The following is a 17,753-nucleotide window of genomic DNA, read 5'->3' as shown; positions in this document are numbered from 1 at the left end:
AGCCGAGCGCGCATGAGCGTATTTGTCCTCCGACGTCTGTTGACCTTGCTGGCGACGCTGGTCGGCGCATCCCTGATCATTTTCCTGGTGCTCGATGCGCTCCCCGGCAATGCCGCGCAGATGCTGATGGGCGCCGATGCCTCGCCAGACGCAGTGCGTGCGCTCACCGTCAAGCTCGGGCTCGACCAGCCGCTGGCGGTTCGCTATCTGCAATGGATCAAGGGCCTCCTCGTCGGCGATCTCGGCAACTCCTATGTCTACGGCACGTCGGTCGCCAGCCTGATCGCGGAGCGGCTGGTGCTGACCGTTCCGCTCGCGATCATGGCGATGACGATCACGGTGACGCTGGCGCTCTCGGCCGGCATCTACACCGCCGCCAACCACAACAAGCTCGGCGACGTCGGCGTGATGTCGCTGACGCAGGTCGGCATCGCGTTGCCGAATTTCTGGTTCGCGATCCTGCTGGTTCTCCTGTTCTCGGTACGGCTGCAATGGCTCTCGGCGGGGGGATTCTCCGGCTGGGAGGAAGGCATCTGGCTCGGCGTCAAGTCGCTGCTGCTGCCGGCGATCTCGCTCGCGGTGGTGCAGGCTGCGATCCTCGCGCGTGTCACGCGCTCGGCCGTCCTCGAAGTGCTGCGCGAGGACTTCGTCCGCACCGCCCGCGCGAAGGGGCTCGGCAAGCGCGAGGTGCTTTGGAGCCACGTGCTGCGCAATGCGATGATCCCCGTCATGACGGTCATGGGGTTGCAATTCGCCAATCTGCTCGCCGGCACTATCGTGATCGAGAACGTGTTCTATCTGCCGGGCCTCGGCCGGCTGATCTTCCAGTCGATCGCCAACCGCGACCTGATCGTGGTGCGCAATTGCGTGATGCTGCTGGCGACCATGGTCGTCATCGTCAATTTCGTGGTCGACGTGCTCTATGCCTTCATCGATCCCCGCATCAAGGTCCACGACCTGTGAGCACCCCCCTGACCACTCCGATTGACGCGCCGGTCGCAACACGCCGCCTGCCGGCCAGGACCTTCTGGGGCCGCGCGCTGCGCCATCGCAGTTTCGTGCTCGGTAGTTCGCTGAGCCTGCTGGTGCTTGCCTCGGCGCTGCTCTCGCTGGTGTGGACGCCGTGGTCGCCCTACGAGATCGACATCGCCTCGAAGCTGCGGCCGCCCTCGGCGGCGCACTGGCTCGGCACCGATTCCTTCGGCCGCGACATCGTCTCGCTGCTGCTCGCCGGCGCCCGCTCCACCATCATGGTCGGCGTCATCGCCGTCAGCATCGGTCTAAGTTTCGGCGTCACGCTGGGCCTGATCGCCTCGGCCCGGCGCGGCTGGACCGAAGAGATCATCATGCGCTTCTCCGACTTCACCTTCGCCTTTCCGGCGGTGCTCTCCGCGATCATGCTCGCCGCGGTGGTGGGGCCGGGGATGGTCACCTCGATCGTCGCGATCGGCATTTTCCAGATCCCGACGCTGACCCGGCTGACGCGCGGCTCCGCCAACGCGATCTGGGCGCGCGAATTCGTGCTGGCCGCGCGCGCGGCAGGCAAGGGTGCCTTCCGCATCACCATCGAGCACGTGCTGCCGAATATTCTGTCGATCCTGATCGTGCAGGTCACCATCCAGTTCGCGCTCGCGATCCTCGCCGAAGCCGCTTTGTCCTATCTCGGCCTCGGCACGCAGCCGCCGCAGCCGTCCTGGGGACGGATGCTGAACGATGCGCAGACGCTGCTGTTCCAGTCGCCGATGCTCGCGGTCTATCCGGGCGCTGCGATCGCGATCGCGGTGCTCGGCCTCAATCTTCTCGGTGACGGATTGCGCGACCTGCTCGATCCCAGACTGGCACGGGAGCGATGACGATGGGCGAGCAACGCGTCATGCCGCTGATCGAGGTTGAAAATCTTGGCGTCCGCCTCAATACCAGCCGCGGGCCGGCGCAGGCCGTGCGCGGCGTCAGCTTTGCCCTGAAGCGCGGCGAGACACTGGGGCTGGTCGGCGAGTCCGGCTGCGGCAAATCGGTCACGGCGATGTCCCTGATGGGGCTGCTGCCCGATAGCGCCGTGGTCTCGGGCAGCATCAAGCTCGACGGCAACGAGCTCGCGCGATTGCCGGATGCGGATTATTGCCGTCTGCGCGGCAACCGCATCAGTATGATCTTCCAGGAGCCGATGACTGCGCTCAATCCGATGCACACGATCGGGCATCAGGTCGCCGAGCCGCTGCGACGTCACAAGAAGCACTCGGCGGCGCAGGCGCGCAAGGAGGCGATCGCCTTGCTCGACCGCGTCGGGCTGCCCGATCCCGCGCGGCGCGTCGATGCCTATCCGCATCAGTTTTCTGGCGGCCAGCGCCAACGCATCACCATCGCCATGGCGCTCGCCTGCGAGCCGGATCTGTTGATCGCGGACGAGCCGACCACTGCGCTCGACGTCACCATCCAGGGCCAGATCCTCGACCTCATCGCCGATCTCGTCGAGGAGCGCGGCATGTCGATGATCCTGATCTCGCACGATCTCGGCGTCATCGCCGAGAACGTGCAGCGCATGATGGTGATGTATGGCGGCACCGTCGTCGAGAGCGGGCCGACCGACGAGGTGTTTCGCCGGATGGGGCATCCCTATACGCAGGGCCTGTTTCGCGCCCGGCCGAAGCTCGGCGCGCGCAAGGGGACGCGGCTGAAGACGATATCGGGCACCGTGCCGGAGCTCGCAGATCTGGCGGCGGGGTGCACGTTCTCCGACCGATGTCCGTTCGTGATCGATCAATGCCGCGCCGCGCTTCCGCGGATGGTCGACGTCGGACCCGGGCACTTCGTGCGTTGCATCAGGACGGATGTCTCAATGGCTGAGAACGTTGGAGCGGTGACCGCATGACCGCTGCGCCTCTTCTCGACGTGAAGGATCTCGAACAGCGCTACGCCCTGCCGAGGGAAAGCCTGTTCCGTCCGCCGGGGCAGGTGCGCGCGCTCAATGGCGTGAGCGTGCAGGTCGCCGCCGGCAAGAGCATCGGCGTCGTCGGCGAGTCGGGCTCGGGCAAGTCGACCTTCGCGCGGCTGGTGATGGCGCTGGAGCGGCCGACGTCGGGCCAGGTCGCGCTGCTCGGCCGTGATCTCAATCGCATCTCGGCCGACGAACTGCGTCGCGCCCGGCGCGATTTCCAGATGGTGTTCCAGGACCCCTACGGATCGCTCGATCCGCGCCAGACCGTCGCCCGCATCGTCGCCGAGCCGCTCACCGTGCTGGAAGACGCCGACCGTACCACCTTTCGCGCGCGCGTCGCCGCAGTGCTGCGCCAGGTCGGCTTGCGCGATGCCGACATGGAGAAATATCCGCACGAGTTCTCCGGCGGCCAGCGCCAGCGCATCGCCATTGCACGTGCGCTGATCACCCAGCCGAAGCTCATCGTCGCCGACGAGCCGGTCTCCGCGCTCGACGTCTCCGTGCAGGCGCAGGTGCTGAACCTGATGCAGGATCTGCAGGAGCAGTTTGGCCTGAGCTACATCCTGATCAGCCATGACCTCGCCGTCGTCGACTATCTTTGCGACGAGGTCGCGGTGATGTATCTCGGCCGGATCGTCGAGCAGGGCCGGCCCGAAGACCTGTTCGAGCATTGCGCCCATCCCTATACGCGGGCGCTGCTGGAGGCGGTGCCGCGGGCGCGCGCCGGCGGCGGCCGGCGGCGGCGCGGTGGCCAGGCGATCGCCTCGCAATCGGCGGCCGCGACCGGATGCCCCTATGTCGCGCGCTGTCCGCTCGCTGACCAGCATTGCCGCGAGGCCATGCCTGAGTTACGCAAGGTGGGCGAGGGGCACCTTGCCGCCTGCCACAAGGCCGAGGCTGTGATGGCGTTGCCGCAGGCGGCCATGGAAGGTTAGTGTCCGGAGCAGGATTGGCGTAGGCTTAGAACAGAACTGGCCGGGGAGTTACGCATGTTCAGGAAATTGTCGATCGTTGCATTTGCCGCCGCGTTGGTCGCAACGCCTTTGCCGGTGCTTGCGCAGAGCAAGAAGGACAGCGTCGTCATGGCGATGGCGCTGGAGCCGCCGGGGCTCGATCCGACCAATGCGGCCGCTGCCGCGATCGCCGAGGTCACGCTCTACAACATCTATGAGACCCTGACCAAGATCAACGAGGACGGCTCCGTTTCGCCCTTGCTGGCGGAGAACTGGACAGCCTCGCCCGACCTGAAGACCTATACGTTCAAGCTGCGCAAGGGCGTCAAATTCCACAACGGCGAGGTATTCGATTCTGCCGCGGTGAAGTTCTCGTTCGAGCGCAACGCCGCGCCGAACAGCACCAACAAGGACAAGAGCCTCTACCAGGCCTTCGAGAAGGTCGAGGCGCCCGATGCCGACACGGTCGTGATCACCTTGAAATACGGCGAGCCGAACCTGCCGTTCCTGCTGGGTCAGGCGGGCGGCTCGATCGTCGAGCCGAAGAGCGCTGCCTCCAACGTCACGCAGCCGGTCGGCACCGGGCCCTATCAGCTCGGTGCCTGGGCCAAGGGCTCCTCGATCACCTTGACCAAATGGGCAGACTACCGCAACGCCGCCGCGGTCAAGCTCTCCAAGGTGACGATCCGCTTCATCTCCGATCCGGCCGCGCAGACCGCGGCGCTGCTTTCGGGCGACGTCGATGCGTTCCCGCGCGTCTCGGCCCAGCGCACCATTGCCCAGTTCAAGGCCGATCCGCGCTTCACGGTATTGGTCGGCGGCTCCAGGGCCAAGACCATCGTCGCGATCAACCACCGCAAGAAGCCGCTGGATGACGTCCGCGTCCGCCGCGCCATCCTCGCCGCGATCGACCGCAAGGCCATGATCGACGGCGCCGTCGACGGTTTCGGCACGCCGATAGGCAGCTTCTATGTGCCGGGGGCGCTCGGCTATGTCGACACCACCGGCATCAATCCCTACGACCCCGAGAAGGCCAAGAAGCTGCTCACTGAAGCCGGCGTCACCACGCCGCTCGAAGTGTCGCTCAAGCTGCCGCCGCCGTCCTATGCGCGGCAGGGCGGCGAGATCGCCGCGGCCCAGCTCGCCAAGGTCGGCATCGTCGCCAAGATCGAGAACGTCGAATGGGCGCAATGGCTGTCGCAGGTGTTCGCCGGCAACGGTCCGCACAATTTCGACCTCACCATCATCAGCCATGTCGAGCCGTTCGATCTCGTCAAGATCACCGAGGCGGACTACTATCTCGGCTACAACAACGAGGCGTTCAACGCACTCTACAAGCAGATCGTATCGACGCCGGACGAGGCCGCCCGCGCAAAACTGCTCGGCGACGCCCAGCGTATGCTCGCGACCGACGCCGTCTCCGCCTACCTGTACCAGCCGCAGCTCATCACCATCACCAACAAGAAGTTGAAGGGCGTCTGGAAGGACGTCCCGCAATACGAGAACGATTTCTCGACGTGGTCTTGGGAGTAGGAGCGCTCGATCGAGTCGAGCCTGTCGTTTCAATCTGGCCTCTCCCCATTGGGAGAGGCCAATCGTTTGCACGTCCAAAACAAGAGCCCGAAAAACAACCCGGTGCACAACAGCCGGGGATTTCAATAGCTTGCGTGTTGCGAGCTTCGATGGTTGGCGCAATGCGCTGGACATTGACCCGTCGGGCAAACCACGATCTCGACAACGCCTGTCGACGACGAGTCCGACCGACCACAACGGGTACGACGAGCGCTCCGCCTTCCTGATCACGGTGGACGGAGGCAAGTTCCGCCTGGTGCCGTAGCAGGCGGACATGCTCGCGTGCGCCAGCGCGCTTTTGCAGGTCATCAGAGTTTCACGGATGCGCAACCTGCGGCGAGGTTCCTCGCGGTGTCAGCGCGGTTCCATGCGCCCAATCAAACTCTCTCCCGAATTCCTGCAAATCTCTGCCATCTACCAAAGGTAGATTCGCTGCCGGTGAAGCGTGGTCAACAACGCGTCTTGCAAGAAAATTCTGCACGCGTCAGGCCCGTTTCCGACAATGAAATGGGAGTTACGCCATGCAGCATCTGCCGAACGATACCTACGACGTCACGCTGGACCAGTTTGGTCAAATCGAAACCATCTACGGCGATCCGAACTTCCCGACCACCGCGGACGCCTGGGGTGGCAACGACACCGTGACGGCGACCATCAGCCAGCCCGAAGCAGACGTCACGATCTTTGGCGACGACAGCACGACGCTGCATGGCCAGTCCCACGGCGGCAACGACTCGCTCACGGTCAACTTCAACTACGGCTGGAACGAAGCCCTCGTGGCCGGCGATGCCCAGGCGATGACTGACGACGCCCGCGGCGGCAACGACACCATCAATGTCCTGGCCGACTCGATGTACACCAACGTGCATGCTTTCGGCGACGTCGCCGGCGACATGTCGGGCAATTCGCACGGCGGCAGTGACACCATCACCGGCGCGGTGGGTTGGCGAGACTACGACAATGTGTATGCTGGCGATGCCGGTGGTTCCATGAGCGGCACGGCGAAGGGCGGCAATGACACGCTCGACATCAGCGTGATCACCAGGGAGGGCTCAGCGGTAGCCAGCGGCGACGCCATCGGCGCCATCAGCGGTGATGCGCATGGCGGCAACGACAATATCACCTTCACCTTCGGCACCGACATCGTCTGGACCGGTGGATTTGGCTACGGAGATTCCGCGACCTCGCTGACCGACAATGCCGAGGGGGGCGATGACATTCTCACGCTCAAGGCCGATAGCCCCGACACCCTCCACCTTACGCACCCTTCGCTCTACGGTGATGCGCCGACCATGTCCGGCAATGCCCATGGCGGTAACGATATTCTCATGGGCGGGACAACCAATGATTTCCTGTATGGTGATGCGAAGGTCTATGCCCCCGCGACGCCGGGCTCGATCACCGGCGGCAGGGATATCCTCAACGGCGGCACCGGCGATGACCAGCTTTCGGGCGGAGGAAACAGCGACACCTTCGTCTTCAACGCCGGCTCCGGCAATGACCTGATCACTGATTTCGACCAGGGCAACAAGGCGGTCGGCAGCACCGTGACCGAACATGATTTGATCAATGTGCACGATTACGGGTTCGCGGATTGGGCGGCGCTGTCGAGCCTGATCAGCGACAATGCCGCCGGCGACGCCGTGATTCATCTGTCGGCGAGCGATACCATCACGCTCGACGGCGTGCAGGCGGCGAGCCTGCACCAGACCGACTTCCTCATCTGAGCGAGCTGCGCTGGGAGCAACGACCTCCCCCCGCCCACAGCGGGGGGAGACGCGGGTGGCACCGTTCCGCCCAGCAGCAGGACCACTTCCCGCTTGCGTTTCCAGTTTCATACGGTCGGCCCCAGTTTGGCACGAGGCAGGACTGTCACCATGCTGCGCCCGGAAACCGTCTCAACCGGGGCTCCCGGCAAGGCCATTCAGCTCATCGATCGCATCATCCGGCAAATCGAGTTCGGCCGCGGCGAGATTCTCGCGCAGATGCGCGACGGACGAAGTGCCGGGGATAAGGAGGATGTTAGGTGAGCGACGAAGTAGCCAAGCAAGCGCGACCTGCATAGGCGTTGCACCGAGGCGAGCAGCGACATCGGTTAGAGTGGACGATTGCAGGGGGGTGAACCCGCCGAGCGGAAAGAACGGCACGTAGGCAGTGCCGTCCCGGGCAAGGTCGTCGATCAAGGAGTCGTCAGACCTGTGGGCCAGATTGTATTGGTTCTGCACGCAGACGATCTTGCAAATCTTGCGTCCTTCCGCGACCTGCGTGGCGGTCACGTTGCTCAGCCCAATATGCCTTATCAGGCCCTGACGTTGGAGATCGGCCAAGACGTTCAGCGGCGCTTCGATCGAGCCCTCGGCCGGGCCATGCCGGTCGATCATGACGCGAAAGTTGACGACATCGAGTGCGTCGACCCCGAGATTTTTCAGATTGTCGTGGACCGCCTGGGTGAGCTCTTCGCGCGAGAAGGCCGGATTCCATGAGGCGTCCGCGCCACGCCGAGCCCCGATTTTGGTGTCGATGACGAGATCCTTGGGGTAGGGGTGCAGCGCCTCACGGATCAACTGGTTTGTGACATGCGGGCCGTAGAAGTCGGCTGTGTCGATATGGTTCACGCCGGACGCGATGGCCGCTCGCAGCACAGCCAATGCGGCGGCGCGATCTCTGGGCGGACCGAACACGTGCGGGCCAGCAAGCTGCATGGCACCGTAGCCAAGCCGCTTCACGCGGCGGTCTCCGAGGTCAAAGCTGGCAGTTTGGTCGGTGTTGGGCATAGGTCATCTCCCTCGCCGCTTATCCTGACATCCGGCTGGAAGTGATTGCGGAGAATAGCTTTATCGACGTTCTGGCCGCTGGTTGTGATGCTGGCATCCGATACGACGAGCGTCTGGAGCAGGACATGATGGCGATTCCAATCGGTCCTCGCGTTCAGCGCTTTGCAACCGCTGCCTCTCCAAGCTACCTGGATCGCTACGGCCGGCCCAATCATCCTCGCGAGCTCGTCAACCACGCTTGCCTTGGCAGTCGTCTTTCGTCCGGCGCGATGGTGGCTCCGTGGGAGTTTGAACGGGAGGGCGAAATCGTTCGCGTCGAACCCAAAGGACCGCTGCTGGTCAGCGTCGGGGCGGCGACAGATCTCGCCGTTGCCGCCGCCATCGCCGGTACCGGCATTGTCACCCTCTTCGAGGACTGGCTTCGTCCCCATCTCGCCAGTGGTCAGCTCGAGCCGGTCCTCGAACCCTGGTGGCAGAGCTTTTCGGGGCCCTTTCTCTACTATCCTGGTCGACGTCTCGTGCCGGCGCCGTTGCGCGCATTCATAGACTTCGTAAGGGGTGTACCATCGCACTCAGCGCATGGCGCGACGCCCACCGCGTAGGCAATGCGTTTGCCAGTAGCGAAATGCTCACTTGTTGAGAGTTCAGAGGCGGCTGGATTCCACTCCAGACGCCATGCGGACGCGACGTGAGACAGTCGAGCATCCCTTCGGCGCGATCAAGGCCGTATGGGTGCGACCTACGATGGGCGGTTCGAGTGAAGGCGGCGGCGCACCGTTTGGAAACGATGCGCTGCCTGCCAGGTCATGCTGCCTTGGCGTCGACGTTGCCGATCCAGTCGCGGGCGAGCGTCAAATCGGCTTGCGACAATTGATGGCCCGCCGGCAGGACCCTGTGGGTCACGCTCGCGCCTGCTTGCGAGAGCAGAGCCGCAAGCTTGGCCGAATTGCTGGCCGGCACGATCGGATCAGCCTGTCCGGACAGCAGCAGGACTGGCTTGCCACCAAGCTCGGCCTTGGGCGGATCCGACAGCGGCACCATCGCGCGCAGCAGGATCGCGCCTGCAAGCACCTCCGGCTTCAGCAGCAACAGCGCGGCTGCGATGTTGGCGCCATTGGAGAAGCCGACGGCGACCGGCGCGGCGATGCCGTAGCGCTGCCGCGCCGCGTTGACGAACTCGCCGAGCTCGTTCGCGCGGCGGCGGACGTCGTCCTCGTCGAATACACCTTCGGCGAGACGGCGGAAGAAGCGCGGCATGCCGTGCTCGAGCACGCGGCCGCGCGGCGAGAGCAGGGCGGACCCCGGCGAGATCATCTTGCCGAGCCCGAGCAGGTCGTTCTCGTCGCCGCCGGTGCCGTGCAACAGGAGGAGCGGAGGAGAGCCCGCGCTGGCCGCGGGCTCGAAACGATGGATGAATTCAGTCTCGGTCATGACACGGTCTCTTCCAGATTCAGCAGAACACCCTCGATCTGCTTGCGCTGCGCTTCGAGGAAAACAGGCAGCTTGAGGTCACGTCCCAGCGTCGCGACGGGTTCGTCGACGGTGAAGCCGGGGATGTCGGTCGCGATCTCGAACAGCACGCCGCCGGGCTCGCGGAAGTAGATCGAGCGGAAGTAGTTGCGGTCCCTCTGCTCGGTCGGATGCAGGCCGTGATTGCTCACGAGCCTTTGCGCCATCTTGCCCTGCTCGGCATCGTCAGCCGCGCGGAACGCGATGTGATGCACCGAGCCGCCGCCCTGATGGCCGCGCAAAAAGCCCTTGGCCTCGTAGATGTCGACAACGCTGCCCACGACATCGTCGGGCGCCTTGAAGCGGATCACCGAGCCTTCACGGCCGGTCTCCTTGAAGCCGAACACGTCGGTGAGGACAGCGGCCGTCTTCGCCGCGCTGTCGAGCAGCAAGGTCACGCCATGGAAACCGCGGATCGCGTGCTCGGCCGGCACGTCGCCGTTGCTCCAGCCGGGCTCGCTCTCGGCGCCGGGAATGGCGACCAGCGCCAGCGCCATGCCATCGGGATCGGTGAACGGCAGCACGGATTCGCCGAAGCGCTTCTCCAGCGCCTCGTAGGCAATGCCCTTCTCGGTGAAACGCTGGGTCCAGTAGCCGAGCGAGCGCTGCGGCACGCGGAAGGCGGTCTGATGAGTTTCGCCGACGCCGCGGCGCCCGGCCGGAACGCCCGCCCACGGAAAGAAGGTCAGGATGGTGCCGGGGCGGCCGGTCTCGTCGCCATAATAGAAGTGATAGGTGCCGGGATCATCGAAATTGACCGTCTTCTTGACGAAGCGCAGGCCGAGATCCCGCGTGTAGAAGCCGAAATTCCTGATGGGGTCGCCGGCAATCGCGGTGACATGGTGCAGTCCAGACATTGTCGTCCTCCAGAGTTCGGGGAGCGTCTTGCTCTGGCCGGAAATATCGTTCCGCTTTGGATTGGAGACAATCCATGCAAATATGACGGCCATGTCTATGATTTGGAAACAATCGGCGGAAGCAGCCCTTGGATAAGCTCGGCAGTCTCCGGGCCTTCGTGAAGGTGGTGGAAAGCGGCAGCTTTGCGGAAGCTGGCCGGCAGCTGCGGCTGTCGCGCTCGGCGATCAGCAAGTACATCGCCGACCTCGAGGAGAGCCTCGGCGTCCAGCTGTTGAACCGGACCACACGGCATGCCAGCCCGACCGAGAACGGCCAGCGCTATTTCGAACGCGCGCTCGTCATCCTCTCGGAGGTCGAGGCGGCCGACCAGGCGGTGACGCAGGCGCAGTCGGCGCCGCGCGGATTGTTGCGCGTCAACGCGCCGATGTCGTTCGGCACGATGCGGCTCGGGCCCGTGCTCGCCGATTTCATGGCGCGCTATGGCGAGCTCCAGCTCCAGATCGTGCTCAGTGACGACCTGCTCGATCCCGTCCAGGACGGTTTTGACGTGACCTTGCGGATCGCGGAACTGGAATCGTCGAGCTTGATCGCGCGAAAAATCATGCCGGTGGCGCGCATGATCTGCGCTTCGCCGGACTATCTCGCACGTCACGGCACGCCAAAGCACCCGCAGGATCTGCGCGAGCACGCCTCGCTGACCTACGGCTACCTGCTCACCGGCAATCAGTGGAAGCTAACAAGCGCCGACGGCGATCACTGGATCCAGCCGGCCTGGTCGCTGTGCGTGAACAATGCCGAGGTGCTGCGCGACGTCGCGATCAAGGGCAGGGGGCTCGCGCTGCTGCCGGAGTTCATCGCTGCCGACGCGTTGCGGACAGGCAAGCTGCGCGCAGTCCTGGAAGACTATTTTGCGCCGCCGCTCGCGCTCTATGCGGTCTATCCGCCGACGCGGCACCTGTCGGTGAAGGTCAGGCTCTTCATCGACTTTCTCGTTGAGCGGTTTGGCCGCGATGAAGAAGTCGGCGCGCAGGGGGGCTGAGGCTGGGTCGGGAAGCCATGACTCTGCCCGGGCAACGGCTCGCAGCGATCTCTCGCGATGAGTCAAGAAGGCGAGCTACACGGCGGACAGTCGGGGGATTTCCTTTGAAAGGGTGAGCGGCAAGGGTTCTTCTATTGTCAACGTTGCTGACAGTGATTCCTCGGAATTGCTCTCCCGCGAACGACTGGATGAAGTCCGGCTACCAGCAAAGGCCATGATGGTTGTGCCTTTGCTGAGAGTCCGCGCAGTGGCTTGATACGATTATACCGCACCGGAAAGTTGAACTTTCTTCCCGCGCCTTGGGACTCATATTAGCGTCCCGACTTCGCGCCTCAGGACAGAAAGAGTTCAACCGCTGTCGGGGCGTTCCGAGGGCTCTCTTCCGTGCCACCGCGAAGAGCCGGGCACGATGAGTAGCTCACACTTCTCGACTTGATTTCAACAAGCGCAGGAGGAAGCTATGCGGAAGTCTCTCACCCTTTTCCTTTCTGGCGTGGCATTGGCCGTCGCGGCGTCAACAGCCGTAGCCGGTGAGCGGGTGCTTGAGTTCAAGCTGGTTACGAAGCCGATCGACCTCAAGGTCATAGAGGCCGCAAACGTCGAGGGACAGACGGTTGTGTCTGGCAAATTCTTTGGGGTCGCCGTCTTCAACGATGGCCGTATCGGAGTGAAAGAGTTCGTCAATACTTCGGACCTGCTCAAAGGGTCGGGCCCCTTCTTCGGCTACAGCACGTACACATTCGAGGAAGGCTCGATTACCGCGCGCTACACCGGTTCGGCCAAAGACGGCAAATCGACGGGCGAATACACCATCCTGTCGGGCACAGGTGCCTATGCGAACGCCACGGGCACGGGAACAATCGAAAGCGCGCCGAACCCATTCAAGGGCGTCAACCTGCTGAACATAAAGCTCGTCGTTAAAACGTCCGGTTCGTGACAGCGCAATGGTCACAGGTCCCACACGAAGGAAGTTGATCCCTTGGGTGGCGTGTTGGCTCGGCCGGCGGCACATTGCCGGCCGGGCGACCTGCTGAAGAACCGACCGGAGTCGTTGAGATTGACCTCCTTCTTGGCCGGTTAACCGGAATAAGTCCGCGCGCAGACATGGAGCGAACGCTTAGGGTGGCTTTGGGCCAGAATCGGACCCTCATGAGCGCAGGAAGCGCGCCGGCTGGCCCACTCTGCACAGCCCCGAAGAATGTTATTGCTTGAGCGACGCTGAAAAGGCGACCAGCGCGATCATGTCGTCGACGCCGAGATTCTCGACAACCGGTTTCATGAGTTCGCTATTGGCCCCCTTCCGCGCACCCGATTTGAAGTCATAGAGCTGCCGGAACATGTAGGTGGGCGAACGGGACGCAAGCCCCGGCGCGATGGCAGTCCCGCTGAGGTCAGCACCGTGACAGGTCCCGCACTGGACGCGCGGATCGCTGTTCGTTGCCAGCGTCCGTCCTTTCTGGACGCTGCCCACCGGGACGTAGGCGATGAAACGAGCGCGCGAGTCTCGGCTGACAAAGTGTTCAACGTTTTCCGGGATCTCGATGATGCGCTGGCCGATGGGCTCTTTCTCGGCGCCGTCCAGCGGAGCCAGGAACAGGTCTCTCACCTGTGTTTTTGGCACCGCCTCGGCCTCTACGACGACAATATTCGATCTGGGCTTGATGGAGGCGAAGTAGGCTGCGGCCTCTGCGAGTTCCTGATCGGTCACCGCTTTGGACAACTTGATCATCAGGTCGGTGGCGACGCGAGGCACCGAGTTCGTGCGCAGGCCCGTCTTGAACTCCGCCGTTTGCTGAATGATGTATTCCGCGGAGAGGCCAAATAGGCTGGCATTCTCAGGACCGCCCGGTCCGTCTGCCCGGTGGCAGACGCCGCACGCGAACACCTCCGGCTTTCTCCCCCTCGCCACGATGTCTGGCATTGGTGGATGATCGTCCGGATGCCAATCGGGCGCGGCGAACAGATCGCGCACTTGCGTGAGCGTAAAACCGGCGGCGCTGTCAGGAACGTGCCTGATCGTGCCATCGTCTGGCGTGCGTTGAAAATTGGGCGGGTTGACCGGGTAGGCCCATGATGGCGGGCCCTCCTGGATTTGCGCTCGCGCCCCGGCCGCGGAGAGCAATGCCAACGAGACCACGCATAGAGCAGTTGGAAATCTCATGGCTCTCGACCTCCCAGCGCGTCGGTGAAGCCAAACTGTACTTCCCGAAGGCGAAGATCAGGAGCGGCTAACCGACCGCTTGTCGGGCGACGGGACGCCGCAGCTCCTCCGCCACGTCGAAAACTCCATTCAACGCCGGGGACTCTCAGACGTCAATGTGCGATTTCAGCCGCCTTGGACTGCTCGGGGGCAAAACGCTAAGAGCTCGATCTGAGCAAATCTAGCTGACCGACCGCTGCTCGGCGGGCCGGAGCAGATCGTCGAGCGCGCTCATCGAGGCTGCTCGCAGCGCAGCGAGCTCACGCGCGGCACTCTGGCACTCAGGCGCCGACATCGCAGGCGACGCCAGCTCGATCTCGCGGCAGCGCTCGAACAGGCGGACGAGGCCGAGCGCGCCGGCGGCGCTGCCGAGTTGATGTGCGTGTCGGGCGAGCTGTTTATGGTCGCCGGTCGCGGCAGCCTTGGTGATGTCGTCGATCAGCTTTTCGCTGGTCTCCTCCAGCAAGTGGTGGAGCTTTGTGATTTGCGCGGCGCCGAGCAGCTCCTTCTGGTCGTCGAGATAGTGCCGGTCGATCAAGGCGCCCGCGGCGAGTTGCACGGCTGCCGGCGCGACCTCCGGATCGTCCTCGATCGCCTCGCGCAACGCGTTGATCAGGATCGGCTTGCTGACGATCTGGACAATGCCTGCGTCGGCGAGCCGCTCGCGTGCGCTGGAGGACACGTCCGCGGTGACGGCGATGATGCGCGGCATTTTCGGCAGACCGAGCTTGCCGATCCGCGACGCCGCCTCGACGCCGTCCATGTCGGGCATGTGCAGGTCCATCAGGATGACGTCGAACGCGTGATCGCGGGCGAGTGCGACGGCCGAGGCGCCGTTTCTGGCGATCGTGGCATGATGGCCGAGCCGATTCAGCATTGCTTCGCCGACCTCGCAATTGATGGGGTCGTCGTCGACCAGCAGCACGCGGAGGCGCCGCGACGGTGGCGGAAGTGCACCTTGGGCAATGCCGCTGACGGCCGGATCGAGCGGCACTTCGAGTGTGAACGTGCTACCCGCGCCCGGCGTGCTCTCCACCGTCAGCTCGCCGCGCATCAAACGGCTGAGACGCCGCGCGATCGCGAGTCCGAGGCCGGTGCCGCCGAACCGCCGCGCGATGCTGTCGTCCGCCTGCACGAAATCCTCAAAAATCCGCTCATGCATGTCGGGGGCGATGCCGATGCCGGTGTCGCGAACGGTCACGCGCAGCAGGACATGACCATCATGGCGCTCGGCGGCTGCGTTGACGGCGATCGCGCCTGATGGCGTGAACTTGATGGCGTTGCCGATTAAATTGAGCAGGATTCGATTGAGCCTGACAGGATCGCCGTGCACCGAGGTCCTGACCGAGGCATCGCAGGCAAGGTCGAAGGTCACTCCCTTGCCGAAGGCCTGGGGCCGCATCAGGTCGGCGGCCGTTTCGATCAGCTGGTCGAGGTGGAAATTACGCGGCTCCAGGGCTTCGGCGCTGGCCTCCAGGCGCGCATATTCCAGGATGGCATCGACCAGCGCGATCAGCGTCTCCCCCGATGCCGCCGCGGTCGTGAGGTGGCGCCGCTGCGCCTCGCCGAGTTTGCCGTCGTCGAGCAGCTGCAGCACGCCCATGACGCCGTTCAGCGGCGTGCGCAGCTCGTGGCTGACGACGGCAAGGAAGCGCGATTTGGTCTCATTGGCCGCCACCGCCGCGCTGCGCGCGCGCTCGGCGGCATCGTGCTCGGCAAGGGCCTGATCGCGCGCTTTCTCCAGCTCCGAGGTGCGCTCGATCACCTTGCGCTCCAGCGTCGCGTAGGAATAGCGCAGTTGCGCGGCCATCCGGTTGAACTGGTCGCCGAGCGCTTCCAGCTCGTCGCCGGTCTTGATCGCGAGCCGCAGGCCGAGATCGCCGCTCCCGATCCGCCGTGCGCCCTGCGTCAGCAGCTGGATCGGCCCCGTCATGCGCCGGCTGAGAAAGAGAGAGACCAGCACCGCACCGGCCAGCAGGACGACGAGGAGAAAGGTCGAACGGCCAATCGACGCATAGATCGGCGCATAGGCCTCGCTGAGCGGCAGCTCGACGAACACCAGCAAGCCGAGCGAGGGGACCGTCGCATAGGTCGACAGCACGCGCTGGCCGGACAGATCCTCCTTGATCAGGCCGCCGGAGGGCGGCCCCACGCCGTCGAGCGCGGCGCGGACGTCGGCATGGCCGGAGAGATCGCTGCGTTGCAGGGCTCGCCACAAATCGGGATGCGCGATCAAGATACCCGTGCGGTCCACCACGTAGGCCTTGCCGGTGTTGCCGACCCTGATCCCGGCGACGAGGTCCCAAATGAAACGCAAATTGACCTCGGCGACGATCACATTGGGATTGCGGCCAATCCCCCGCGTGGCGAGCGTCATGAAGGGTTCGGTATCGCCGAAGAAGTAGACCGGCCCGTAATAGGCCCGGCTTTCATTGGCTCCGCGAAAGGCGGGCGAGGCGGAGAGGTCGGCTTTACTGCCGATTCGGTCTGCCACACGGCGGGACACACGCATCTGTTCAAGCCCGTGCGAGTCGAGCTCGGCGATTTCCGCGATCGCCGGGGAGAGGCGCAGGAGACGGATGGCGTTCAGGCGTTCGTCTTCGTTGGTCGACAGCTCCGGCGGCAGGCGCGAGAGCCATCTGATCTGGTTTTCGATCTGGCCGATGAATTGGCCGATCTGAATCGCAGCGGACGCCGCCTGCTCGCGCTGGGTCGCCGCCAGAAGCTGCTTCTGCTCGCGATAGGAGAACCAGACGTCGAAGCCCGTGTTGATGGCGAGCGCGGCAAAGGCGAGGGCGACGATCGAGTAGAGATATTTGCGGAACAGCCGGCCGGGAGGCGTTCGCAAATGTCCCTGGTCGACCGTTTCGTTCACTCGCGGATCTCGTCGGCGCGCGCGAGCAGCGTGAATGGTATGGTCAATCCCAGCGTGCGGGCGACGGTGCGGTTGATCAAGAGCTCGTATTTGCGCGGCGATTGCACCGGCAGGTCGCCGGCCTTGGTGCCGCGCAGGATGAGATCGACATAGTCGGCCGAGCGCACTTCCAGCGTCGGCCCGTAGCTCATCAACCCGCCGGCGTCCATGAAGTAATGAAACGGATAGATCGTGGGCACGCGATACTTGGCGGCCGCCGCCACGACCGCCTTCCGGTTGACGACCAGGAAGCTGTCGACCAGCGCAATCATCGCCGCCTTCGGCGGCTCGGAGAAGCGCCTGACGGCTTCGTCGATGTCCGCCGGCGCGTCGACGGGGGCGGGGATTGCGGACACTCCGGACTCGGCGGCCTCTTGCTCGATCGAGTCGAGGAAGAAGCGCCCGCCGCGAGGGGTGGTCGAAGGGTTGAACAGGATACCGACGCGCGCAAGATCGGGCACGGCCTCGCGGATCAGCTGCAGCCATTTGCCGCCCATCTCGGCGGTGCTGTTGGTGAAGCCGGTGACGTTGCCGCCGGGATGCGCAAGGCTTTCGACGAAGCCATTGCCGACGGGATCGTTGGCGGTCGCGAAGACGATCGGGATGGTCCTGGTGGCGGCAAGGACCGCCACGGTTTCGACCGTCGACCCCGTCAGGATCACGTCCGGCTTCAGCTCCAGCAATTCCTGAATCGCGGCCTTCAGCCGGTCCGGTGCGCCGAAGGTCGAACGGAGCTCGAGGCGGAAGTTGACGCCTTCGACCCAGCCGCGCTGCCTCAAGCCGGCGACGAGGCCACCGAGGCGGGAGGTCGTGCTGTCGATCAGGCTCCGCCGGGTCAGCTCGTCGTCGAGCGGCAATGCGGTCAGCGATCCGACGATCCGCATGCGATCCGACGTTGCGCCGAGCGCAACCCATCCCGCGGCGGTTGCGCCCGCAAGGCGAATGAACCCGCGGCGATCGACCGCGAGAGCGGAAGGCCGTTCGGTCATGAAACTCTTC

The 17,753-nt window shown here is 64.4% G+C and carries 15 protein-coding genes and 1 pseudogene; 10 read left to right on the top strand and 6 right to left on the bottom strand.

Features of this window, described 5'->3' with window-relative positions; all coding sequences use genetic code 11:
- Positions 1 to 12: 12 nt before the first annotated feature.
- The 7 genes from CIT37_RS26825 (at position 13) to CIT37_RS26795 (ending at position 7,187) form a co-directional block, all read left to right on the top strand.
- Positions 13 to 963: an ABC transporter permease gene (locus CIT37_RS26825; protein ID WP_028142417.1), complete on the top strand. Its 951-nt coding sequence runs from the start codon at positions 13 to 15 to the stop codon at positions 961 to 963.
- Positions 960 to 1,853, top strand: coding sequence for an ABC transporter permease (locus CIT37_RS26820; protein ID WP_038947895.1), 894 nt, complete (start codon positions 960 to 962; stop codon positions 1,851 to 1,853). Before CIT37_RS26825 ends, CIT37_RS26820 begins: the two co-directional genes overlap by 4 nt.
- Before the next feature lie 2 nt (positions 1,854 to 1,855).
- A complete protein-coding gene (locus tag CIT37_RS26815; protein ID WP_028142419.1) occupies positions 1,856 to 2,869 on the top strand; it encodes an ABC transporter ATP-binding protein in 1,014 nt (337 codons plus the stop codon).
- Entirely contained in the window at positions 2,866 to 3,870 is a 1,005-nt protein-coding gene (locus tag CIT37_RS26810; protein WP_038947896.1) for an ABC transporter ATP-binding protein, read from the top strand. The genes CIT37_RS26815 and CIT37_RS26810 overlap by 4 nt, the downstream gene beginning before the upstream one ends.
- A gap of 54 nt (positions 3,871 to 3,924) precedes the next feature.
- Complete coding sequence (locus CIT37_RS26805; RefSeq protein WP_095426501.1) at positions 3,925 to 5,421, top strand: ABC transporter substrate-binding protein; 1,497 nt, start codon at positions 3,925 to 3,927, stop codon at positions 5,419 to 5,421.
- Positions 5,422 to 5,551: 130 nt separating this feature from the next.
- Entirely contained in the window at positions 5,552 to 5,725 is a 174-nt protein-coding gene (locus CIT37_RS26800) for a hypothetical protein (protein ID WP_154694138.1), read from the top strand.
- A 256-nt stretch (positions 5,726 to 5,981) separates the two neighbouring features.
- Positions 5,982 to 7,187, top strand: coding sequence for a calcium-binding protein (locus tag CIT37_RS26795; RefSeq protein ID WP_028142422.1), 1,206 nt, complete (start codon positions 5,982 to 5,984; stop codon positions 7,185 to 7,187).
- A gap of 171 nt (positions 7,188 to 7,358) precedes the next feature.
- On the opposite strand, the gene CIT37_RS26790 is transcribed toward CIT37_RS26795, so the two are convergent.
- Positions 7,359 to 8,234 carry an aldo/keto reductase family oxidoreductase gene (locus CIT37_RS26790; RefSeq protein ID WP_095426502.1) on the bottom strand — a complete coding sequence of 292 codons (876 nt, stop codon included), beginning with the start codon at positions 8,232 to 8,234 and terminating at the stop codon, positions 7,359 to 7,361.
- A gap of 11 nt (positions 8,235 to 8,245) precedes the next feature.
- Between CIT37_RS26790 and CIT37_RS26785 the strand changes: the two are divergent.
- A pseudogene (locus CIT37_RS26785) lies at positions 8,246 to 8,836 on the top strand (LysR substrate-binding domain-containing protein); the annotation flags it as partial.
- A gap of 202 nt (positions 8,837 to 9,038) precedes the next feature.
- Here CIT37_RS26785 and CIT37_RS26780 read toward each other — a convergent pair.
- The gene (locus tag CIT37_RS26780; protein WP_028142424.1) at positions 9,039 to 9,665 is read right to left on the bottom strand and encodes an alpha/beta hydrolase; all 627 of its coding nucleotides are present in this window, start codon (positions 9,663 to 9,665) and stop codon (positions 9,039 to 9,041) included.
- Complete coding sequence (locus CIT37_RS26775; protein WP_095426593.1) at positions 9,662 to 10,600, bottom strand: ring-cleaving dioxygenase; 939 nt, start codon at positions 10,598 to 10,600, stop codon at positions 9,662 to 9,664. The genes CIT37_RS26780 and CIT37_RS26775 overlap by 4 nt, the downstream gene beginning before the upstream one ends.
- A gap of 128 nt (positions 10,601 to 10,728) precedes the next feature.
- On the opposite strand from CIT37_RS26775, the gene CIT37_RS26770 reads away from it, so the two are divergent.
- A complete protein-coding gene (locus tag CIT37_RS26770) occupies positions 10,729 to 11,640 on the top strand; it encodes a LysR family transcriptional regulator (protein WP_161966480.1) in 912 nt (303 codons plus the stop codon).
- Positions 11,641 to 12,100: 460 nt separating this feature from the next.
- Positions 12,101 to 12,577 (top strand): hypothetical protein, encoded by a 477-nt coding sequence (locus CIT37_RS26765; protein WP_028142426.1) that lies wholly within the window; start codon positions 12,101 to 12,103, stop codon positions 12,575 to 12,577.
- 264 nt (positions 12,578 to 12,841) lie between these two features.
- On the opposite strand, the gene CIT37_RS26760 is transcribed toward CIT37_RS26765, so the two are convergent.
- From CIT37_RS26760 to CIT37_RS26750, 3 genes are all read right to left on the bottom strand, one after another.
- Positions 12,842 to 13,777, bottom strand: a complete 936-nt coding sequence (locus CIT37_RS26760; RefSeq protein ID WP_244439126.1) for a c-type cytochrome — start codon at positions 13,775 to 13,777, stop codon at positions 12,842 to 12,844.
- 244 nt (positions 13,778 to 14,021) lie between these two features.
- Entirely contained in the window at positions 14,022 to 16,715 is a 2,694-nt protein-coding gene (locus CIT37_RS26755) for a hybrid sensor histidine kinase/response regulator (protein ID WP_038947904.1), read from the bottom strand.
- Complete coding sequence (locus tag CIT37_RS26750; RefSeq protein ID WP_095426503.1) at positions 16,712 to 17,743, bottom strand: ABC transporter substrate-binding protein; 1,032 nt, start codon at positions 17,741 to 17,743, stop codon at positions 16,712 to 16,714. The genes CIT37_RS26755 and CIT37_RS26750 overlap by 4 nt, the downstream gene beginning before the upstream one ends.
- Positions 17,744 to 17,753 lie beyond the last annotated feature (10 nt).

The sequence above is a fragment of the Bradyrhizobium ottawaense genome, assembly GCF_002278135.3.
Classification (GTDB): domain Bacteria; phylum Pseudomonadota; class Alphaproteobacteria; order Rhizobiales; family Xanthobacteraceae; genus Bradyrhizobium; species Bradyrhizobium ottawaense.
The sequence above is the reverse complement of the archived record's forward strand: the minus strand, read 5'-3'. Positions and strand labels throughout refer to the sequence as shown.

Coding starts and splice junctions, on each gene's coding strand:
- CIT37_RS26825 (WP_028142417.1), top strand. CDS start 13: ATGAGCGTATTTGTCCTCCGACGTCTGTTGACCTTGCTGGCGACGCTG.
- CIT37_RS26815 (WP_028142419.1), top strand. CDS start 1,856: ATGGGCGAGCAACGCGTCATGCCGCTGATCGAGGTTGAAAATCTTGGC.
- CIT37_RS26810 (WP_038947896.1), top strand. CDS start 2,866: ATGACCGCTGCGCCTCTTCTCGACGTGAAGGATCTCGAACAGCGCTAC.
- CIT37_RS26805 (WP_095426501.1), top strand. CDS start 3,925: ATGTTCAGGAAATTGTCGATCGTTGCATTTGCCGCCGCGTTGGTCGCA.
- CIT37_RS26795 (WP_028142422.1), top strand. CDS start 5,982: ATGCAGCATCTGCCGAACGATACCTACGACGTCACGCTGGACCAGTTT.
- CIT37_RS26790 (WP_095426502.1), bottom strand. CDS start 8,234: ATGCCCAACACCGACCAAACTGCCAGCTTTGACCTCGGAGACCGCCGC.
- CIT37_RS26780 (WP_028142424.1), bottom strand. CDS start 9,665: ATGACCGAGACTGAATTCATCCATCGTTTCGAGCCCGCGGCCAGCGCG.
- CIT37_RS26775 (WP_095426593.1), bottom strand. CDS start 10,600: ATGTCTGGACTGCACCATGTCACCGCGATTGCCGGCGACCCCATCAGG.
- CIT37_RS26765 (WP_028142426.1), top strand. CDS start 12,101: ATGCGGAAGTCTCTCACCCTTTTCCTTTCTGGCGTGGCATTGGCCGTC.
- CIT37_RS26750 (WP_095426503.1), bottom strand. CDS start 17,743: ATGACCGAACGGCCTTCCGCTCTCGCGGTCGATCGCCGCGGGTTCATT.